The organism is Paraburkholderia sp. SG-MS1, assembly GCF_012275575.1.
Lineage (GTDB): Bacteria > Pseudomonadota > Gammaproteobacteria > Burkholderiales > Burkholderiaceae > Paraburkholderia.
In genome coordinates this window covers 1-16,938 of sequence record NZ_NPIH01000255.1, presented here as the reverse complement: position 1 = coordinate 16,938, position 16,938 = coordinate 1, and the positions used below count along the sequence as shown (strand labels likewise).

General features: G+C 64.4%; 14 protein-coding genes and 3 pseudogenes. 14 read left to right on the top strand and 3 right to left on the bottom strand.

All coding sequences use genetic code 11. From position 1 onward, the window contains the following. The first annotated feature begins 178 nt into the window (after positions 1-178). The 4 genes from CIC12_RS25620 (at position 179) to CIC12_RS25605 (ending at position 3,889) form a co-directional block, all read left to right on the top strand. A complete protein-coding gene (locus tag CIC12_RS25620; protein ID WP_168668215.1) occupies positions 179-1,834 on the top strand; it encodes a S10 family peptidase in 1,656 nt (551 codons plus the stop codon). Positions 1,835-2,071: 237 nt separating this feature from the next. Further along, positions 2,072-2,728, top strand: a complete 657-nt coding sequence (locus CIC12_RS25615) for a hypothetical protein (RefSeq protein ID WP_168668213.1) — start codon at positions 2,072-2,074, stop codon at positions 2,726-2,728. Positions 2,729-2,842: 114 nt separating this feature from the next. Continuing rightward, on the top strand, positions 2,843-3,193 hold the full coding sequence (locus CIC12_RS25610) for a hypothetical protein (protein ID WP_168668329.1): 351 nt from the start codon (positions 2,843-2,845) through the stop codon (positions 3,191-3,193). Between the two features lie 432 nt (positions 3,194-3,625). Beyond that, positions 3,626-3,889, top strand: coding sequence for an RNA-binding protein (locus CIC12_RS25605; protein WP_168668211.1), 264 nt, complete (start codon positions 3,626-3,628; stop codon positions 3,887-3,889). Positions 3,890-3,996: 107 nt separating this feature from the next. Here CIC12_RS25605 and nadE read toward each other — a convergent pair. Continuing rightward, positions 3,997-4,646 (bottom strand): annotated as a pseudogene (gene nadE, locus CIC12_RS25600) (ammonia-dependent NAD(+) synthetase); the annotation flags it as partial. 554 nt (positions 4,647-5,200) lie between these two features. On the opposite strand from nadE, the gene CIC12_RS25595 reads away from it, so the two are divergent. After that, positions 5,201-6,109, top strand: a complete 909-nt coding sequence (locus CIC12_RS25595; RefSeq protein WP_168668209.1) for a L,D-transpeptidase — start codon at positions 5,201-5,203, stop codon at positions 6,107-6,109. Between the two features lie 27 nt (positions 6,110-6,136). Here CIC12_RS25595 and CIC12_RS25590 read toward each other — a convergent pair whose 3' ends face one another. Together CIC12_RS25590 and CIC12_RS25585 are read right to left on the bottom strand one after the other, a co-directional pair. Continuing rightward, a complete protein-coding gene (locus tag CIC12_RS25590; protein ID WP_168668207.1) occupies positions 6,137-7,006 on the bottom strand; it encodes a DMT family transporter in 870 nt (289 codons plus the stop codon). 127 nt (positions 7,007-7,133) lie between these two features. Beyond that, the gene (locus tag CIC12_RS25585; RefSeq protein WP_168668327.1) at positions 7,134-8,693 is read right to left on the bottom strand and encodes an ABC1 kinase family protein; all 1,560 of its coding nucleotides are present in this window, start codon (positions 8,691-8,693) and stop codon (positions 7,134-7,136) included. Positions 8,694-8,890: 197 nt separating this feature from the next. On the opposite strand from CIC12_RS25585, the gene CIC12_RS25580 reads away from it, so the two are divergent. From CIC12_RS25580 to CIC12_RS25545, 9 genes and pseudogenes are all read left to right on the top strand, one after another. Continuing rightward, positions 8,891-9,646: a DeoR/GlpR family DNA-binding transcription regulator gene (locus CIC12_RS25580; RefSeq protein ID WP_121321486.1), complete on the top strand. Its 756-nt coding sequence runs from the start codon at positions 8,891-8,893 to the stop codon at positions 9,644-9,646. 768 nt (positions 9,647-10,414) lie between these two features. Further along, positions 10,415-11,506: a 2-aminoethylphosphonate ABC transporter substrate-binding protein gene (gene phnS, locus CIC12_RS25575; protein WP_168668205.1), complete on the top strand. Its 1,092-nt coding sequence runs from the start codon at positions 10,415-10,417 to the stop codon at positions 11,504-11,506. 140 nt (positions 11,507-11,646) lie between these two features. Continuing rightward, positions 11,647-12,747 carry a 2-aminoethylphosphonate ABC transport system ATP-binding subunit PhnT gene (gene phnT / locus CIC12_RS25570; protein ID WP_168668203.1) on the top strand — a complete coding sequence of 367 codons (1,101 nt, stop codon included), beginning with the start codon at positions 11,647-11,649 and terminating at the stop codon, positions 12,745-12,747. Further along, on the top strand, positions 12,725-13,687 hold the full coding sequence (phnU, locus tag CIC12_RS25565) for a 2-aminoethylphosphonate ABC transporter permease subunit (protein ID WP_168668201.1): 963 nt from the start codon (positions 12,725-12,727) through the stop codon (positions 13,685-13,687). Before phnT ends, phnU begins: the two co-directional genes overlap by 23 nt. Continuing rightward, positions 13,677-14,540, top strand: a complete 864-nt coding sequence (gene phnV / locus CIC12_RS25560) for a 2-aminoethylphosphonate ABC transport system, membrane component PhnV (protein WP_168668199.1) — start codon at positions 13,677-13,679, stop codon at positions 14,538-14,540. The genes phnU and phnV overlap by 11 nt, the downstream gene beginning before the upstream one ends. Positions 14,541-14,619: 79 nt before the next feature. Next, entirely contained in the window at positions 14,620-15,345 is a 726-nt protein-coding gene (locus tag CIC12_RS25555) for a phosphonate utilization associated transcriptional regulator (protein WP_168668197.1), read from the top strand. Continuing rightward, positions 15,314-15,674 (top strand): annotated as a pseudogene (locus tag CIC12_RS33355) (phosphonoacetate hydrolase); the annotation flags it as partial. The gene CIC12_RS25555 and the pseudogene CIC12_RS33355, both read left to right, overlap by 32 nt. An 8-nt stretch (positions 15,675-15,682) precedes the next feature. Further along, positions 15,683-16,012: pseudogene (locus CIC12_RS25550) on the top strand (aldehyde dehydrogenase family protein); the annotation flags it as partial. 225 nt (positions 16,013-16,237) lie between these two features. Beyond that, a complete protein-coding gene (locus CIC12_RS25545; RefSeq protein ID WP_168668193.1) occupies positions 16,238-16,798 on the top strand; it encodes a phosphonate degradation HD-domain oxygenase in 561 nt (186 codons plus the stop codon). The last annotated feature ends 140 nt before the right edge of the window (positions 16,799-16,938 follow it).

Below are 16,938 nucleotides of genomic sequence, written 5' to 3'. Positions count from 1 at the left end.
TATTTCCCCCGAAGGAGGCTTCCTCGTGCACAACTGATGAGGCATCCTCATCGAGCCCGCCCGGAGAAAGCTTCGTCGTCGAAGGCCGTAGAAAGGAAGTCCCTGTAGAGACGTCCCCAAGAAAGCGCCCCTCAAAGGGCGCCGTACAACCAGGCGTGAACGAACCCATGGAGCGATCATGACGAACACCGAGTCAGCTTCCGTTAGTCCGCAGTCGCCGCACAATTCTTCTGCTTTGACCACGTCGACGTCCGCCGCCGCGCGCAAAGCCGGCGATCAGCCGTTCTTCGACCCGGTCGCCTATGGCAACGGGCCGGACGATTCCGTCACAGAAGTCGCCGAAACCGCGGCGGTAACACATCATTCGGTGACGCTCGGCGGACGCAAGATCAATTACACGGCGACGGCGGGTCATCTGGTGATCGTCGACCCGAGCAGTTCGCAGCCCGAAGCCCGGATGTTCTATGTGGCGTTCACGCAGGACCACCAGAAGGAAGAAGCCCGTCCACTGACCTTCTTCTATAACGGCGGCCCGGGGTCGTCGTCCGTGTTCGTGCTGCTGGGCTCGTTCGCGCCCCGCCGCATCAAGACGTCGATGCCGAATTTCACGCCGCCCGCGCCGTACTCGATGGAAGATAATCCGGACAGCCTGCTGGACCGCAGCGACCTCGTGTTCATCAATCCGGTCGGCACCGGCTATTCGGCGGCGATCGCGCCGAAGAAAAATCGCGACTTCTGGGGCGTCGACCAGGATGCGGACTCGATCAAGCAGTTCATCAAGCGTTTTCTGACGAAGAACAACCGCTGGAATTCGCCGAAGTACCTGTTCGGCGAATCCTATGGCACGGCACGCAGTTGCGTGCTGGCGTACCGCTTGCACGAAGACGGCGTGGATCTGAACGGCATCACGCTGCAATCGTCGATTCTCGATTACACACAGTCCGGCAATCCGGTCGGCACACTGCCCACCGCGGCCGCGGACGCGTGGTATCACAAGAAACTGGGACTCGCGCCGCGGCCGACCGATCTCGGCGTGTTCGCCGAGGAGGTTGCGCAATTCGCGCGCACCGATTACCTCGCGGCGTTGCGCAAGTTTCCGACCACTGACGCGGCGACGGTCGAGAAACTAAGTGAATACACCGGCATCGACAAAGCGACGCTGCTCGCGTGGAGCCTCGATATTGCCGCCTATGACAGCCGTGGCAATTCGCTCTTCCTGACCACGCTGCTGAAGCCGCAGGGCTTGGCACTCGGCGAGTACGACGGCCGCGTGACGGCGATCGACACTGGCATTGCGGGCAGGATCGATCCGAACTCCGGCGGCAACGATCCGACCATGACGGCGGTCACCGGCGTCTATACGACGATGTGGAACGTGTATCTGAACGAGCAGTTGAAGTACACGTCGAATTCGTCGTTCACCGACCTGAACGATCAGGCCTTCAAGTACTGGGATTTCGGCCACATCGATCCAACCGGCGCGCAGAAGGGGCTCGACTCGAAGGGCAACATCGTTCTCTATACCGCCGGCGATCTTGCCGCCGTGATGGCGCTCAATCCCGATCTGAAGGTGCTGTCGGCGAACGGTTTCTTCGATTACGTGACGCCGTTCTATCAGACCGTGCTCGATCTGCAGCAGATGCCGCTGCTCAGCCAGCAGGTCCGGCAGAATCTGTCGGCGCGGTTTTATCCGTCGGGGCACATGATTTATCTCGACGGCGGTTCGCGCACCGCGCTGAAGGCGGACCTCGCGCAGATGTATGACGCGACCGTGTCCAATGAGCAGGCGCTTGGACGGATTCGCGCCTTGCAGGCGCGAGTGGTGGAGTCATAGCGAGAGCAAGTGTCGCGCGCGGAGGGAAGTGGTGCGGGCGTTGGGCTCAGTGGCTGCGACCTTGCCCGACGTCCCTCACGTAATCACGGCAATACGCTCTTGCCGACCTCCGCGGCCGCTCACGTAAGCCGCGCGCGCCTTGGCCGCCATGGGCCGCTTTTGTACGTATGTATATTGAATGTGTTTTAATTGGTCTGCGAAATGAACTATTGCGCGCCGCAGCCGGCGCGCCGACGAATGAACGCAGGCCTTGCACACACGCGTTTTACCCACCTTTGCGGCGACTCAGCCCGCAATGCGAATAGCGCGCCGCCGCCGGCACTCGAGGTCAAGCGCGGCTGGACGCGTCCCGTTCGCAAGACACGGCGCGCGGCGCTTCTCGCGGGCCTCGCCACGATGCTCGCTTTGCGTTTCACGCACGCCTACGCGCAGGACAGCGAGATGCTCGACGAACGCGTGACGCAGCAGTCGATCGGCGAAACGATCTGCCGCGCCGGCTATGCGGATGCCGTCGCACCGCCTTTCGACGAATGGATGGCGCGCAAGGACCGGATGCTGGCTGAGCGCGGCATCGATACGGACGACGGCGTCGCCTTCGCGCTCGACCGGCGTGTGCCGCTCGTCCTCGGCGGTTCACCGGACGCTCCAGCCAACCTCGATCTTCTGCCGTGGGCGGGCCGCGGGGGAGAGCGTCGCAAGGCGCGTGCGGCGGTCATGCTCAAGCATTGTGTCTGCGAAGGCAAACTGAGCCTCGCCCAGGCGCAAGCCGCGATCGTCGGCAACTGGTCGATGGTTTATTCTGGCTTCGGCCAGACCTCGTGCGACGTGAGCCGGCTCGACGTCGTCGCCGGTGGCGACGACAGGCAGGGCGCCGAACACGCGGGCGCGCGCTGAGGCCGCATCTCGGCCTTGGCGGCCGAATTGCGTTCATTGTTCATCGGCACTTATTCGGGCGCGCTGCTTGCCGCTCCCGCCGCCTGCCGTCCTCATTTTTTTCGGAGAATCACCATGACCCATTCACGTCTTGCCGCAGCGGCGCTCGCTTTCGGCTGCTTCGCCGGCAGCGCCGCAGCGCTCGCGGCCGACCCGATCCGCTGTGACCATGCCGAAGCGTTGCAAATTCGCGGCGATGTGCCCGCGGCAATCAGCTTCGATGTGTACCGCCAACTGCGACCGCTGAGCGCGCAGCGCATCGCGTTGTTTCAGGCTGCAGGAGAAGTGAAGCAGCTGCCCGATGGCCTGCCGGTTTGCCAGATTGCCGACGACGGTGTCGACGACCCGTCCGCGGTGCTGGTTCAACTGCCGCAGGGCAAGAATGCGTGGTGGGTGAGTGCAGCCAACGTGGAGGCGGCGAACTGATCTTGCGATCAGTCCGCCCGTCGCGCAGGTCCCCCGCGAGGTGCCGCGGCCCGTTTTGCAATCGCCATTTTGCTGGCAACGTGTCGCCCCGACCCCGCACTGCGTCAAATGAACAGATGTTTTGCTGTTTGTGATGCTGCTTATTCAGGTACAGTGCATTGACGGAGAGTTTCAGTCCGGTTTTTAAGTACCGTGTCAGATCGCCGTGTTGTCAACTATCCACTATGGCTGTCCAGATCGCAGGACGAATTTCGCAGAGGAGATTTAAATGATTGCCTTCTATCTGTCATTGGTCGCCCTGGGCGCCGCCGGTGTTGCAGTGCTCCGCGAACTCGCCGCCGCTCAGACGAAACAGCGCGCCGCGCTGCGCCCTGTGCGCACCCGGGACGCGGATCGACATACGGGTCGTCACGCGCGTCGAGGGTAGGTCGTATGAATCTGATCGTGCGCAACATTGCCCAATCGTGCAGCGAGCAGGAAGTGCTTGAGTTCCTCAAGCGCGAACTCGGGCACTATGCGAAAAGCGTCGAGGTGACCGACGCCGGCACACCCGGCGCGTACGCCACGGTCGAACTCGACGCGAATGTGCCCTATGTCGGCGATGTGATCGCGCGGCAGATTCACGGCAAGCAGTTGGGCGGCCAGACGCTCGAAGCGAGCGCCGACCTCTTTACTGACGAGCCGCCCGCGCAGTAATCCTCCCCGCTTCAGACTTTTGAATACGGCGCGCGGCAGGAACGCGCGCCCGTTAGGTGGACGCCGCGCATGCTTGCCGCGCTTTCCCGCTGTCTCTTTCCCTGCTTTTATCGCCCGTCATCCTGAGTTGGCCAGTCGAATGGCATGGACGGCAACGCGCGCTTGTGACGCGTCGCGTCGTAGGGGATACCGTACGCGTCTTCGTCGGGGCGCAGCGGCCGCAGCATTCGGGGTCGGCGGTCGGCACCTTGTGCGCCAATGCTGCGGGCGCCCCTAGCGCCTTGGCACCGCCCGCACCCTGCACTTGCTCAGCCCGGCGGGCTGCAGCACGTGGGCACCGCCGTCACCGAACTTGGCGAAGAAGCCCATCAGAGACTCAGCTGCGTGGTCCGTGCCGATCACCACGCCGGCCCCGGCACCGGCGACCGCGTATTGCGACCATGCGTTCGCGCCTTGATATTGCCGCGCACGAAATTCTTGTGCGATTCGTCATTAAAAGGCACGCCGCCTTTATCCCGTGCGGCAAGCATTGCATCGGCGGCGAGTTTGATGTCGATGGCGAGATTTTCATCTGCGCGAATGAAGCGCAATGCCTGTTGCGTCGGCTTCATCTTTCTGCTCGCCGTAAGGCAAACGTATCGCGACGAAATGCGCGTCGTAATGATCGGCGCGTAATCGTTCAACCGCAAGTTGTGCAAAGGCGCCCGGCAGTGGTCGAATCGACGCCGCCGCTAATGCCTAGTAGATAAGTTTTCAGCTTCTTGACATGGTGTCCGCCGCGAACGCCCACGCGCCAATAGATAAATAGCGAAACGACGAGCGGGCGGCCGCGGCACAGTTACTGCTGCAATGAACTGATGGACCGGTCCTGGGTTTAATCACCCATATTGGCTTTAAATCCCTATTGCATTCATTTTTAAACTGTACGCAGATTGTTAAAGAGGCTCGGCCTATTTCGATGAATTGAAGAATTGACAGTATCGTCATCGACAAAAAGCAATGTGCTGAGTAACATCGTCGTTCCGAGCGCTGCGTGACCCGGCGAGCAGTCAATAATAATCAGGTTTGCCCTAATACGCGATGAATCATCCAGATCGGCCTGGCCAGCCTGTATTGGACCGCCTGACTTGCGCGTGGGTCGTGCATCGGCGTGGTATGCCCCGTGCGGCGCGCGCGAGGTTCGCCGGGTGCATCAACTGTGGCGCGCCTGCTTCCCACGTTATTTCGCAGCTTATTTCCGGCACGCAAGCTAGCCGGATTCTGACGCGCGCATTGCGCGCTGTCGTGTGCGCACTGTCGTGCGCCGCCGCGATGGCTGCGCCGGTCCACGGGACGGCATCGTCGGCGGCGCCGACATTGGCGTCGGAGCCGGCGTCGATCGCCGCAAGCCGTCCGCCACCCGACATCAATGCGGCCGCGCTTGCCGCGCCCGACGCTGCGGGCGTCGTCGATCCACGCCGTGCGTTTCTGCTGCGCGACGTGTTCACGCGTAACGTGACACGCCGCCTGAAGGTGCCTGCCGCCGAGCAGCGCGCTTATGCCGACCGCCTGGAAACAGCGCTCGAAGCGAACACGCTGGGCAGTCTGTCAGGCGAGTACGTTTTGCTGGTCGATCGCAACGCCAATGTGCAGGCGCTGTTGATCTACTTTCGCGCGGTCCCGGCCGACGCCTGGCAGATGATCGGCGCGTCGCCGGTGGCGACCGGCCGGCCCGGCGAATTCGACCATTTCATCACGCCGCTCGGCGTGTTCGTACATACGCCTGCCAACATGGATTTTCGCTCCGAGGGCACGCAGAACGAAAACCATATCCGCGGCTACGGCAAGCGCGATATGCGCATCTTCGATCTGGGCTGGGCACAGGGCGAGCGTGGGTGGGGCAAAGGCGGCGTATCGCAGATGCGCTTCCAGATGCATTCCACCGATCCCGACCGGCTTGAACCGCTGCTGGGGATGCGCCATTCGAAGGGCTGCGTGCGGATGCCCGCGTCGCTCGATGCATTTCTCGACCACTACGGCATTCTCGATGCCGAATACGCGACGCTGATCGACTCGGGTAAATCGCTGTGGGTGTTGAAGAGCGACCGGCAGATCACGCCGTGGGCCGGGCGCTACATCGTCGTGGTGGATTCGGCGCGCAAGAGCCGGCCCGCGTGGGCCCCGGCGCCAGGGGGGAAGGCGCGCGCCAAGGTGCCGGCGGGCGCGGATACGGCTGACTGAGATGTGGTGGCGAGTGGTCGACCATCGTCACGAGCGCGCCAGCAACACCCCCACCAAGGCGACGGCAAATCCAGCGATCTGCAACGGCATCAACGTTTCCCCAAAGCCGACATACCCTTCGAGGGCGGCGAGCGGCGGCGCGAGGAACAATAGCGCGGTGGCGCGCGCCGCATCGCCGCGCCTGACCATCCAGACCAGCAAGGTGACGCTGATGCCCGAGAGCATCACGATGCCCCAGGCCAGCGAGACCCATAAGGTGGTCGACGCAATCCAGCGATGCTCGCCGAGCGAGAGCGCCAGCACTACCGCGACGAGCGCTGCGCCGAGATTCTGCACCGCGCTCGCGCTGCGAATATCGGACTTCGCCAGCGAGGTTTTCTGAAACAGCGTGCCCGCCGTGATCGCTGCGACCGCGATGACCGAGATGAACACGACGAGCCAGCCCGGCGCATTGCCATGGGTTGGCGGCGTCGCCGATGCGAGCTTCGGTTCGAGCACCAGCACGACGCCGACGAGCCCCAGTGCCATCCCGCTCCAGCCGCGCCGCGAGAGCCGCTCGCCGAACAGCGGCGCCGCGACGGCGGCCGTCGCGAGCGGCTGCAGCGCGCCGAGCAAGGCCATCACGCCGGCGCTCAGACCTTGCGCGACAGCCCAATAGCCTGCGCCGAGATAGACGCCTTGTAGCAGTGCGCCCGCCGCCAGATGCTTGCCGAAGTCGCGGCCGCTCGGCCATGCCGCGCGCGCGATCACGGCGGCGAGCGCGAAGATCAGCGCGGTGCCGCCGAAGCGCGCGAGCAGAAAGAGATTGGGATCGGCATAAGGCGTAATCGCCCGGGCGACCACGAAACCGGTCGACCACAGCACGACGAACACAGCGGCAATGAAGGAGGCGAGCATCGGCACGGCCAGCGAGAAAAGCCGTCATCTTGTCGGCAAATGTAGGGCGTGTCTTGTTCGAAGCTGCAATCGGTTCGGACGATCCTGCCGCGCGTCGCGCGTCGCACGGATGTCGGTCCCGGCCGCGTCACCACATCAGCAGGATCGTTCCCGCGCCGAGCGCTCCGCCGCACAGCACACACGTCCACAGCAGCACTCGCGTGCGGCGGTATTCGCGCCCGATGTCCGCGATCAGCTGCGCGTTCTGCTGCGGCGTGCGCGCGCGGGCGTGTTCCTGCTGAAGATAGCAGACCGCCAGTTGCGGCATGCGCGGCAGCATATGCGCGAGATGCGGCAGTTCGCGCGAGATCCGCTTGACCCAGCCGCGATGATCGACGTCGCGCCGCGCGATGTCAGCGAGCACGCCGCGCGTGATATTCCACGTATCGACACCCGGATGCAACGCGCGCGCCAACATCTCCGCCTGCTGGAACGAGCGCTGCGCGGTGGCAAGGCGCGCGGGCACCGCGCCCGCGAACGGCTGCACCGCATGCAGCAGATGATGAAACAGCGAACCCGCCGAACGGTCTTCCGGCACCGCCGCGAAGTGCGCTTCGGCGCGCGTGCGCAATTCGGCTTCCAGCATTTCCGCGCGCGTATCGGCCGGGACGTGTCCAGCATCGCGATGCAGGTGGGCGAGGCGCCCATAGTCCTGGTCGAACAGTGCGGTCGCGCCGTGCACGAAGAACTCACGCTCGCCGGTGGAGAGCGTCGACATGATCGAAAACTCGGCCAGCACGAGGCGGCCCAGCGTGTCCGGCTCGATGCTCACGCGCACTCGGCGCGCATCGAGCGTGGCGTGGAAGAAGCCATGCTCGAACGCCTGCTCGGACACGACTTCGACGATATGCGCGGCAAGCGGCGCGAGCTTGATGTGATGCGCGTGCAGGCCGGGCAGGTCGCTCGTGGGCAAGGTGCTGATGCGCTGCATCGTCAGCGTGTGCGCGGTGCACAGTTCCCAGATCACGTCCGGCACGGCGATGCGCTTGTCGCCGTCGAAATGATGGCCGGTCTGGCTCAGGTTGGCGGCTTCGGCGCGCAGATCGAAGCGGCGCAGGATGTCGTCGGTGAAGCTTTGCGCGAGCGCGCGCAATTTCAGGCGGCGTGCCGTGCCGGAGAGTTTTTCCAGCCAGCGCGCGACCCAGCGCAGCAGCGCGAGTTCGTCGCCGATCTGTTGCAACTGATTGGCGCGCACCAGTTTGATCGTCACTTCGTGATGGCCTTTGACCGGCGTGACGAGCCGCGCCAGATGCGTCTGCTCGCCAAAGTCGCCGTGCACCGGCGTGAGGTCGACCGCGCTGAAGAGCGTGGCGAGCGGCTGGCCGAATGCGCGCGCCAGCGCCTCGGCGGATTCGTGAGGCGGCAGGGGGGCTTCCAGATGATCGATCGCGTCGATCGCGTCGTGCAAGGTTGCGCCCGCGAGTTCGGGGCGTTCGGCGAGCGTTTGCGCGAAGCGGCTAGCGACGGGTCCGAGCGCGGGCAGCACGTTGTGCAGGCTTTGGCCGTTGTGTCCCGACGCGTGCACGCGGCCGACCAGCTGGATCATCCAGTGCAGTTTGTGTTCGGGCGGCGCTGCGAGCCAGATCAGGCGCGCGCCGTAACGCAGCGCATGGAACAGCAGGAGTAGACGGCGAAACAGTGGCGGCATCGGTAGTTCAGTTGACGGACCAGCGGTAACGACAGGCATCGGCCTCGCGTCGGCGCGGGCCAGGGCATCAAGGTTAGCAGGTAAGTCGCGGATGGGCGCGCAGGCCGGCGCGTCGCCGCGCATGGCGTACTACAATACGCCGGCCTTCTCCAACCGTGGCGAAACCTCAAGCGTGCCGGCTCGCCGGCCTTCCACCGATGCTCGCAGAACAACGTCACCAATACATCCTGGCGCAAGTCGCTAAAACCGGCGCACTCTCGGTCGCCGAGCTGGTGCGCGAACTGAACGTGTCGCGCGAGACCATCCGCCGCGATCTGAACGCGCTGGCCGGGCGCGGCCTGCTGGTCACGACGCACGGCGGCGCATTGTCGAGCGACCGGCGCGAGCCCGACCTCGATACGCGCGAAGCCGCCAACGCGGGGGCGAAGCGGGCGATCGGCGAGCGCGCGGCCGAGTTCGTGCCGGACGGCGCGTCGCTGATCATCGATTCGGGCAGCACCACGCAGGCGGTGGCGCGCGCGCTGCTCGACCGGCATCGGCTGGTGGTCTATACGAACGACTGGCGCATCGCCCTGCTGCTCGGGCGGCGCAACGAGAATCGCGTCACGCTGCTCGGCGGCGAACTGTCGGATATCGAAGACGCCACCTTTGGGCTCGACACCGTCCATCAACTCACGCAATACCACGCGGACTTCGCGTTCATCGGCGCGGGCGGGATTTCTCCGGATGGCTATCTGAGCGACTACAGCCGCATGGCCGCCGAGGTGCGCAGCCGCATGATCGCCGCCGCCGACATGGTGGTAATCGTCGCCGACCATTCGAAATTCGGCCGCGTGACGCCGGTGCGGATCAACGGCATCGAATCGGCGCGCTACCTGGTGACTGAGCTTGCGCCCGAGCGTGCGCTCGGCAAGGCGATTACCGCGCATGGGCCGGAAATTCTGATTGCCTGAAGGGCCCGGCGTGGGGCAGTGCATGTTGTCATGCGAATGCGGGATTGTTTGCGTCCCTGCACAAAACGCCTCCTCGATATAAACCCCTCATTCGCTGCAAGATCCCGAGCGGGAGGGCACAATACGCGCCGTTGTCCAGGACCAGCACACAGCCAGAGCGACGTGCGATTCAATCGCAGCCGTTCCGGGCGCGTCAATGCCGCCGCGTTTGAGGCGGCATGCATGCAGCGTCTTTTTCACCGTGTACGATTTCGCGAGCCCGCCACAGGGGCGCCGCCGCATGCGATCGAACGCGGCGTCCGACGAACCAGGCTGGAGCCATTTCGCTTCGCGCATCGCGAGAAAGCGCCGCACGGCATTCCGATGCTCGAGCGGATCGGGCGAATTACAGAGGCAGAACACGCTTCGTTCGACCTCTGCCGTTCGCCGCGACAGCAAGGTAACAACTGCGGTGCTTGGACTTTATTGGCGAATTGTGTCGTTTTTTGGAATTCACCAGAATAGTCATTGCGGTGTCATTGAAACCTGTGATTCTTGCCGTGCCCGTTCAGGCATGGCTGGCAGCGCGAGCGTCGTAGGTGGGCCGTCAGGCAGGCTGGGGAAGAAGCGGCAAAGTTGTCGGCAATCTGCAATCCGCGCAGACCGGCACGACAACTGGCCGCGGGCAACACGCAACACGTAAGCGGCACGGCGCGCGGCGCCGTTCAATCACAACAGGTATCGGGACTTCCCGACCGTCTGGTTTTTTGCCTTTCGGAGAAAAGCGACATGACAAAGACGAATTCCCTTCGCGCGAGCGCCGGCCTCGTTCGCAAACTGCTGCCGGCGCTGGTCGCCGCGGCGGTATTCGGCGGCGCGGCCATGCAGGCGCACGCAGCCGGCGCCGTGGTGCTATACACCGCCGACGGCCTGGAGAATCTCTACAAGGACGTGCTGCCGGCCTTCGAAAAGAAGGAAGGCGTGAGGGTCAATATCGTCACGGCGGGAAGTGGTGAAGTGGTGAATCGCGCGACCATCGAGAAGGATCAGCCGAAGGCCGACGTGCTCGTCACGCTGCCGCCGTTCATCCAGCAAGCCGATCAGGCCGGTCTGCTTCAGGCTTATCAGAGCGCCAGCTACAAGAACGTGCCGGCGATCGCCAAGGCGTCGAACGGAGCGTGGGCGACTTTCGTGAACAACTACTTCTCGTTCGCGATCAACCCCGAGGTCACGAAGAACCGGCCGAAAACGTTCGCCGATCTGTTGCACCCGGATTACAGCGGCAAGGTCGCATACTCGAACCCGGCCACGGCGGGCGACGGCATGGCGGTGATCATCCTGACTTCGTCGCTGATGGGCGAAGACAAGGCGTTCGACTATCTGAAGAAGCTCGAACAGAGCGCCAAGTTCCACACCAAGGGCACCGGCTACCTCGACGTGCTGCTCTCGCGCAATGAAATCGCGGTTGCCAACGGCGACCTGCAAATGGATCTGGACGACGCAGCCAACGGCGGCCTGTCGCTCAAGCCGGTGTTCCTTGCGGCCGCGCCCGGCGGTCAGCCGACTACCTTCCAGTTGCCGTACGCGATCGGCCTCATCAAGAACGGTCCGAACCAGGACGAAGGCAAGAAGCTGATCGACTATCTGATGTCGACGCAAGTGCAGTCCAAGGTGCCGGACATCTTCGGCATTCCGGGCCGCACCGACGTGCCGCTCGCCGGCAAGAACGGCGAAGCCGTCAAGCAGGCCATTTCTGGCGTGAAGCTGATTCCGGTGGACTGGAACCAGGTGATGGCGAAGAAGGCCGACTGGACCGCGCGCTGGAAGAACGAGGTGATCGGTTCGTCGGGCAAGCAGATCGAAGTGGTCAAGCCGAAGTAAGCCGTCGGTCCCGGCGTCTGGCACGTCACGGAGTAACGTCATGCAGCGATGCAGCTGCGTGACGCAAAGAGTCAGGCGGCGCCTTGCAGGAAAAACGCGAGGCGCCGCGTCAGCATCAATCTTGTTGGAGGATCAACCCGGTGAATACGGCCAGTCTTGCTCACCCCGGCGCGCTCGACGCCTCACCGGGCGCGCTCGGCGCCGCCCATCCGGACACGTCGGGCGGCGTGCAGATCGATCATCTGACGGTGCGCTTCGCATCGCGCACGGTGCTCGACGATCTGTCGCTGACCATCCAGCGCGGTGAACTGCTTACCGTGCTCGGCCGCAGCGGTTGCGGCAAGACGACGTTGCTGCGTTTCATCGCCGGTTTCGTCGAAGCGGACGGCCTCGCCGGCACGCTGACCGTGGCCGGTCACGATCTCACGCACGTGCCGCCGCACAAGCGCAATCTCGGTTTGCTGTTTCAGAGTTATGCGCTGTTCCCGCATCTGTCGGTGTTCGAGAACGTGGCCTTCGGGTTGCGCGCGCGCCGCACGCCGGCGCGCGACATCGCGCGGCGCGTCGCCGAGGCATTGAAGCTCGTGCAACTGGGCGACGCCGGCCACGTAATGCCCGCGCAACTGTCGGGCGGCATGCAGCAACGGGTGGCGCTCGCGCGCGCGCTCGTGATCGAGCCCGACGTGCTGCTGCTCGACGAACCGCTGTCCGCACTCGACGCCAATTTGCGTGCGTCGGTGCGCTCCGAACTCAAGTCGTTGCATGAGCGCTTGCCGAATCTGACGATCGTCTGCGTGACGCACGATCAGGACGACGCGCTCGTGCTATCCGACCGCACGCTGCTGATGCGCGATGGCCGCATCGCGCAACTGGGCACGCCGCAGCAACTGTACGACACACCGGCCGACGGTTTCGTCGCGCGTTATCTGGGCGCGGCCAATCTGTTGCCGCCGCAGATCGCGTTCGGCATGGACGACGTGCGACATAACGAGCGTGATCGCGTCGCGTGTTTGCGTCCCGAGGCGCTGCGCATCGTGCCGCTCGGCGAGGGGCAGCTGCATGGCGCGATCGCATCGGTCGAATGGTACGGCGCGGTCCTGTCAGTCTCGGTCGTGCTCGACGCGCTGCCCAACGAGCCGGTGCTCGTCACCATGCAGCGCGGCCACGGCATGATGCCGGAGAGGGGCGCGCGTGTTTCCCTGCGTTACGAGGCTGACGATGTCGTCCTTATCAACCCGTGATACGTCTGCTGCGCTCGGCGCGGCCGACGCCGATGCCGACGCCGCTGCCGCCGCGCGCCGAACCGCCAGCGCGGCGGCGCATACGGCCGCAGTGAAGCGGCGCGAGCGCGCGGCGCAATGGCATCTGCTTTTCATCGCAGTAGTCGTGCTCGGACCGCTGGTCATCTATCCGCTCGTGCGGCTGGTGATGTTGAGTCTGACCGGCGCGCACGGTCCGAGCGTGCAGGCTTATGCCACCTTCTTCGGCAACCCGGAAACACGCGGCGTGATCGGCACGACGCTGTGGATCCTGTTCGCGAGCGCGGGTCTCGCGTCGCTGCTCGGGGTGGCGCTCGCGTCTATCCTGTTCTTCAAGCCGTTTCCCGGCGCGCGGCTGATCACGCGTTTTCTCGAACTGTTCGTCGCGTTCCCGTCGTTTCTGGTCGCGTTCACGCTGATCTTTCTGTACGGCTCGCAGGGCTCGGTGAGCATCGGCTTGCAGCGGCTCTTCAATCTGCAGGCGCCGCCGCTCGACTTCCTGTTCGGCATTGGCGGCGTGATTCTCGCCGAAGTGGTGTTCTATGCGCCGTTCGTCGTGCGTCCGACGCTGGCCTCGTTCGCGATGCTCGACCGACGGCTGATCGAAGCCGCCCGCAGCCTTGGCGCGAACGGCCTGATAGTCGCGTTCAAGGTGATCCTGCCGCTCGCGTGGCCGGGCATCGCGGCGGGCACGATCCTCTGTTTCCTGCTGACGCTCAACGAGTTCGGCATTCTGCTCGTGCTCGGCAGCGCGCATCTGATCACGCTGCCGGTGGCGATCTACAGCGCCGCCACCGTCGACCTCGATCTGCCGACCGGCGCCGCCGGCGCGGTCGTGATGCTGATGATGTCCCTGTCGCTGTACGCGTTGTATCGCCAGGTCAACCGTCGCAAGGCGAAAGGAGCGGGCCATGGCCGTTGAACTCGACCCGACCGTATTGCCGGTCATGCACAAGAAGGCACGGCCGGTGCGCCACAGCATGCTGGTGCGCATGCTCGGTGGACTGTTTCTCGGCTTCGCCGCGCTGCTGTGCTTCTGGCTGTTTGTGCTGCCGGTGCTGGTGGTCGCGCTGTCGAGTGTGGCCGCACACTGGTCCGGCACGATCCTGCCTGACGGCTTCAGCATGCGTTGGTTCGAGCGTCTCGGTTCGAGCGACTTCGACGCGCTGACAACCAGCCTCGAAGTGGGCATGGGCGTCGCGGTGCTCGGCACGATCCTCGGATTGTGGCTCGCGCTCGCACTCGAAGGTCGCGACCGGCGGGGCCTCGGCGCCATCGTCGACACCATCGCGATGATGCCCAACGGCGTGCCGAGCGTGGTGCTCGGTCTCGCCGTACTGATCGCCTATCACAAGCGGCCGGTGGATCTGTCGAGTTCGGCGGCGATCGTCGTGTTCGTGCAGCTCGCGCTGGTGCTGCCGTTCTGCTATCGCTGCGCGGCCGCGGCGTTGCGCCCGGAGTTGACGGTGCTGCGCGAAGCGGCGGCGAGCCTAGGTGCGCCGCCGTCGATGGTGTTGCGCCGCGTGGTGCTGCCGCAACTGGTGCCGGCGATTCGCGCCAGTCTCGCGCTCGGTTTCGCGCTGTCGCTCGGCGAGCTCGGTGCCACGCTCACCGTGTACCCGCCCGGGTTCGCGACGGTGCCGATCGTCGTCGTCGGACAGGTGGAGCGCGGCTATTACCTGCCCGCGTCCGCGCTCTCGCTAATTCTGCTGCTGGTATCGCTGGCCGCACTGGTGTTGATCGCCGCGCGCGTGCCGCGCCGTCGGGTGGACTGACGCCCGCTTCCATGCCTGGGGTAGGCACGCCGTGGCGGCGCGCGGGCATCTGTCGATCGATGTGGCAAAATTTGTCAAAATGACCGAATATATGCGCACGGTGTCAGCCGATCCGATCGAGGTGGTGCGTAGGCAATCGCTGGCCGCTTTGGTGCGCGACGAGATCGAGCGGCACATCGTCGAAGGAATGCTCGCGCCCGGTGACAAGCTCAACGAAGCCGATTGGGCGACGCGTCTGCGCGTGTCGCGCGGACCGGTGCGCGAGGCGTATCGCGCGCTGGAGCAGGCTGGGCTCGTGCGCACCGAGAAGAACCGTGGCGTCTTCGTGCGCACGGTGTCGCTGGCGGAAGCTGGCGAGATCTACGCGGTGCGCGCGGTGCTCGAAGAAGCCGCGTGCCGGATGCTGGCTGCGAGCATCGACGCGGGTCAACTGGCGGTGTTGCGTGACTGTTTCGATGCGATGCGCGCCGCAGCCGACGCGTGCGATCACGATGCGTACACGCGCGCGAACATGGCGTTTCACGACGCGCTGGTGGCGGCGTCGGGGAACCGGAAGTTATACGAGACGTATCGCCGGCTGGTGAGCGAGTCGAGCCTCATTCGTCGCGCTGCGCTGGCAATGCATGCCGACGCGATGGAGCGTTCGCTGGCCGAGCACCGCGCGATTCTGACGGCGCTCGCGTCGCGCGACGCCGAGCATGCCGCGACGCTGATGCGCGCGCATGTGAACGGCGGTTTGCGGCGTGCGCATGCGGCGTGCGCGGTGACTACCTCCGCCTCAAAGAGATGCCGCGCAGGTGATTGAGCGAATCGGCCGGTTGCCGGGCATCGACGTCGTGCTCGGCAACTGCACGGCATGCAGACGGTTTGAACTACCTGAGGACTGCGTGGGCGATGTCGTCGTGGTCAGCGCAAAACACGTCGTGCCCGGCACGCGGCGTGCGGAACATGACCTGTCCGGATTGACCGTGCCGTTGCGCTCGCACGGCGGATTTCCGGGCAGGAAGTGCCGCTGCTGTTCGACCGGCGCGTTCAGGCGGGCCCGGCGGCGACGGTGCTGGCGGCGCTAACGGCAAGAGGCTATGCAACTTCGATCTCTTCAAGCTCGCGTTGAAACGCGTGTCGGTATCGTGAATACGACGCTGCGGGAGCAGCCCCTGCTTTTCCGGGCCGCAAGCGCTGCGGCTCGACGGTGGCGCGCGGCCCGCACGCGCACGCTGGACGTGTTCGATCCTTATACGGGCACGCGCGTGGGCACGGTTTGCAGGCAAGTGTCCGACGACGTGCGTGCCGCGTTCGACCAGGCGGCAGCCTGTCAGCCGGCCATCACGCGCTACGCGCGTTCGCAGATTATAGAGCGCGCGACCGCGCCGCTGCGTGAGCGCACCGTGGATGCGTCGCCTCTGAGTTCACTTGAGTCGGGTTTGTCGAAGCAGGGTTCGCGGTACGGGATCGGCCGTGTGGCGGATGTTCAGGGTCGCATGCGGAACGGGACGTCGTTCAGGTTGCGGTCGCGTAGGTGTACAAACCGGTAGGGTGCGAACACGCGCCTCATCCACGAATTGCGTGGGGCTACCGGATCGAGTTGACGCCATGCTTCGGCATCAAGGTCTCCGGGACTGGCTGCCAGGAAGGCGTTCAGAAGCGATGAAGAGCTTCACCAATCCGAAGACCTTTATTACCGTGGGAGTGAGAGCGTGGCATTGAGTTTGAACGACATTCGTTTGCTGTTCGAGCGGTACGGAGAACTGGCTTATAGCGGCGAACCGGTGACGCAGCTTGAGCATGCGTTGCAGAGCGGTGCGTTGGCCGAGGCGGAGGGCGCTGCCGACGAGCTGATCGCCGCCGCGTTCTTGCACGACTTGGGCCATCTGCTGAATCCGCAAGGCGAGACGCCGACCGCGCGGGGCATCGACGATCTGCATCAGTATTTCGCGCTGCCGTTCTTGCGGCCGGTGCTGCCGGATGCGGTGCTGGAGCCGATCCGCTTGCACGTCGACGCGAAGCGCTGCATGTGCGCGATCGACGAGACGTATTTTGGACAGCTCTCGGCCGATTCGGTGCGGAGTCTGGAATTGCAGGGTGGCATCTTCAGCAAGGAGGAGGCCAAGGCGTTCTTGCGCAAGCCGTACGCGGAAGATGCGCTACGTTTGCGGAAATGGGACGATCGCGCCAAAGAACAAAATCGTGCGACGCCGGGTATCGATCATTATCTGGATGTGGTCGAGCGGGCGATGCGCAAACATGGGAAGACGTGAATCGGTGTTTCTGCTTGTGCTCGATTCGAAGCTGATGTCGCTATATTCGCGCCGATTCTGGTGCAGTCGATGCACATCAAATAACGCTTGCAAGTCCCGTTGGGGCTCGCTAGAATTCCGCTCTTTCGTGCTTCGGACAC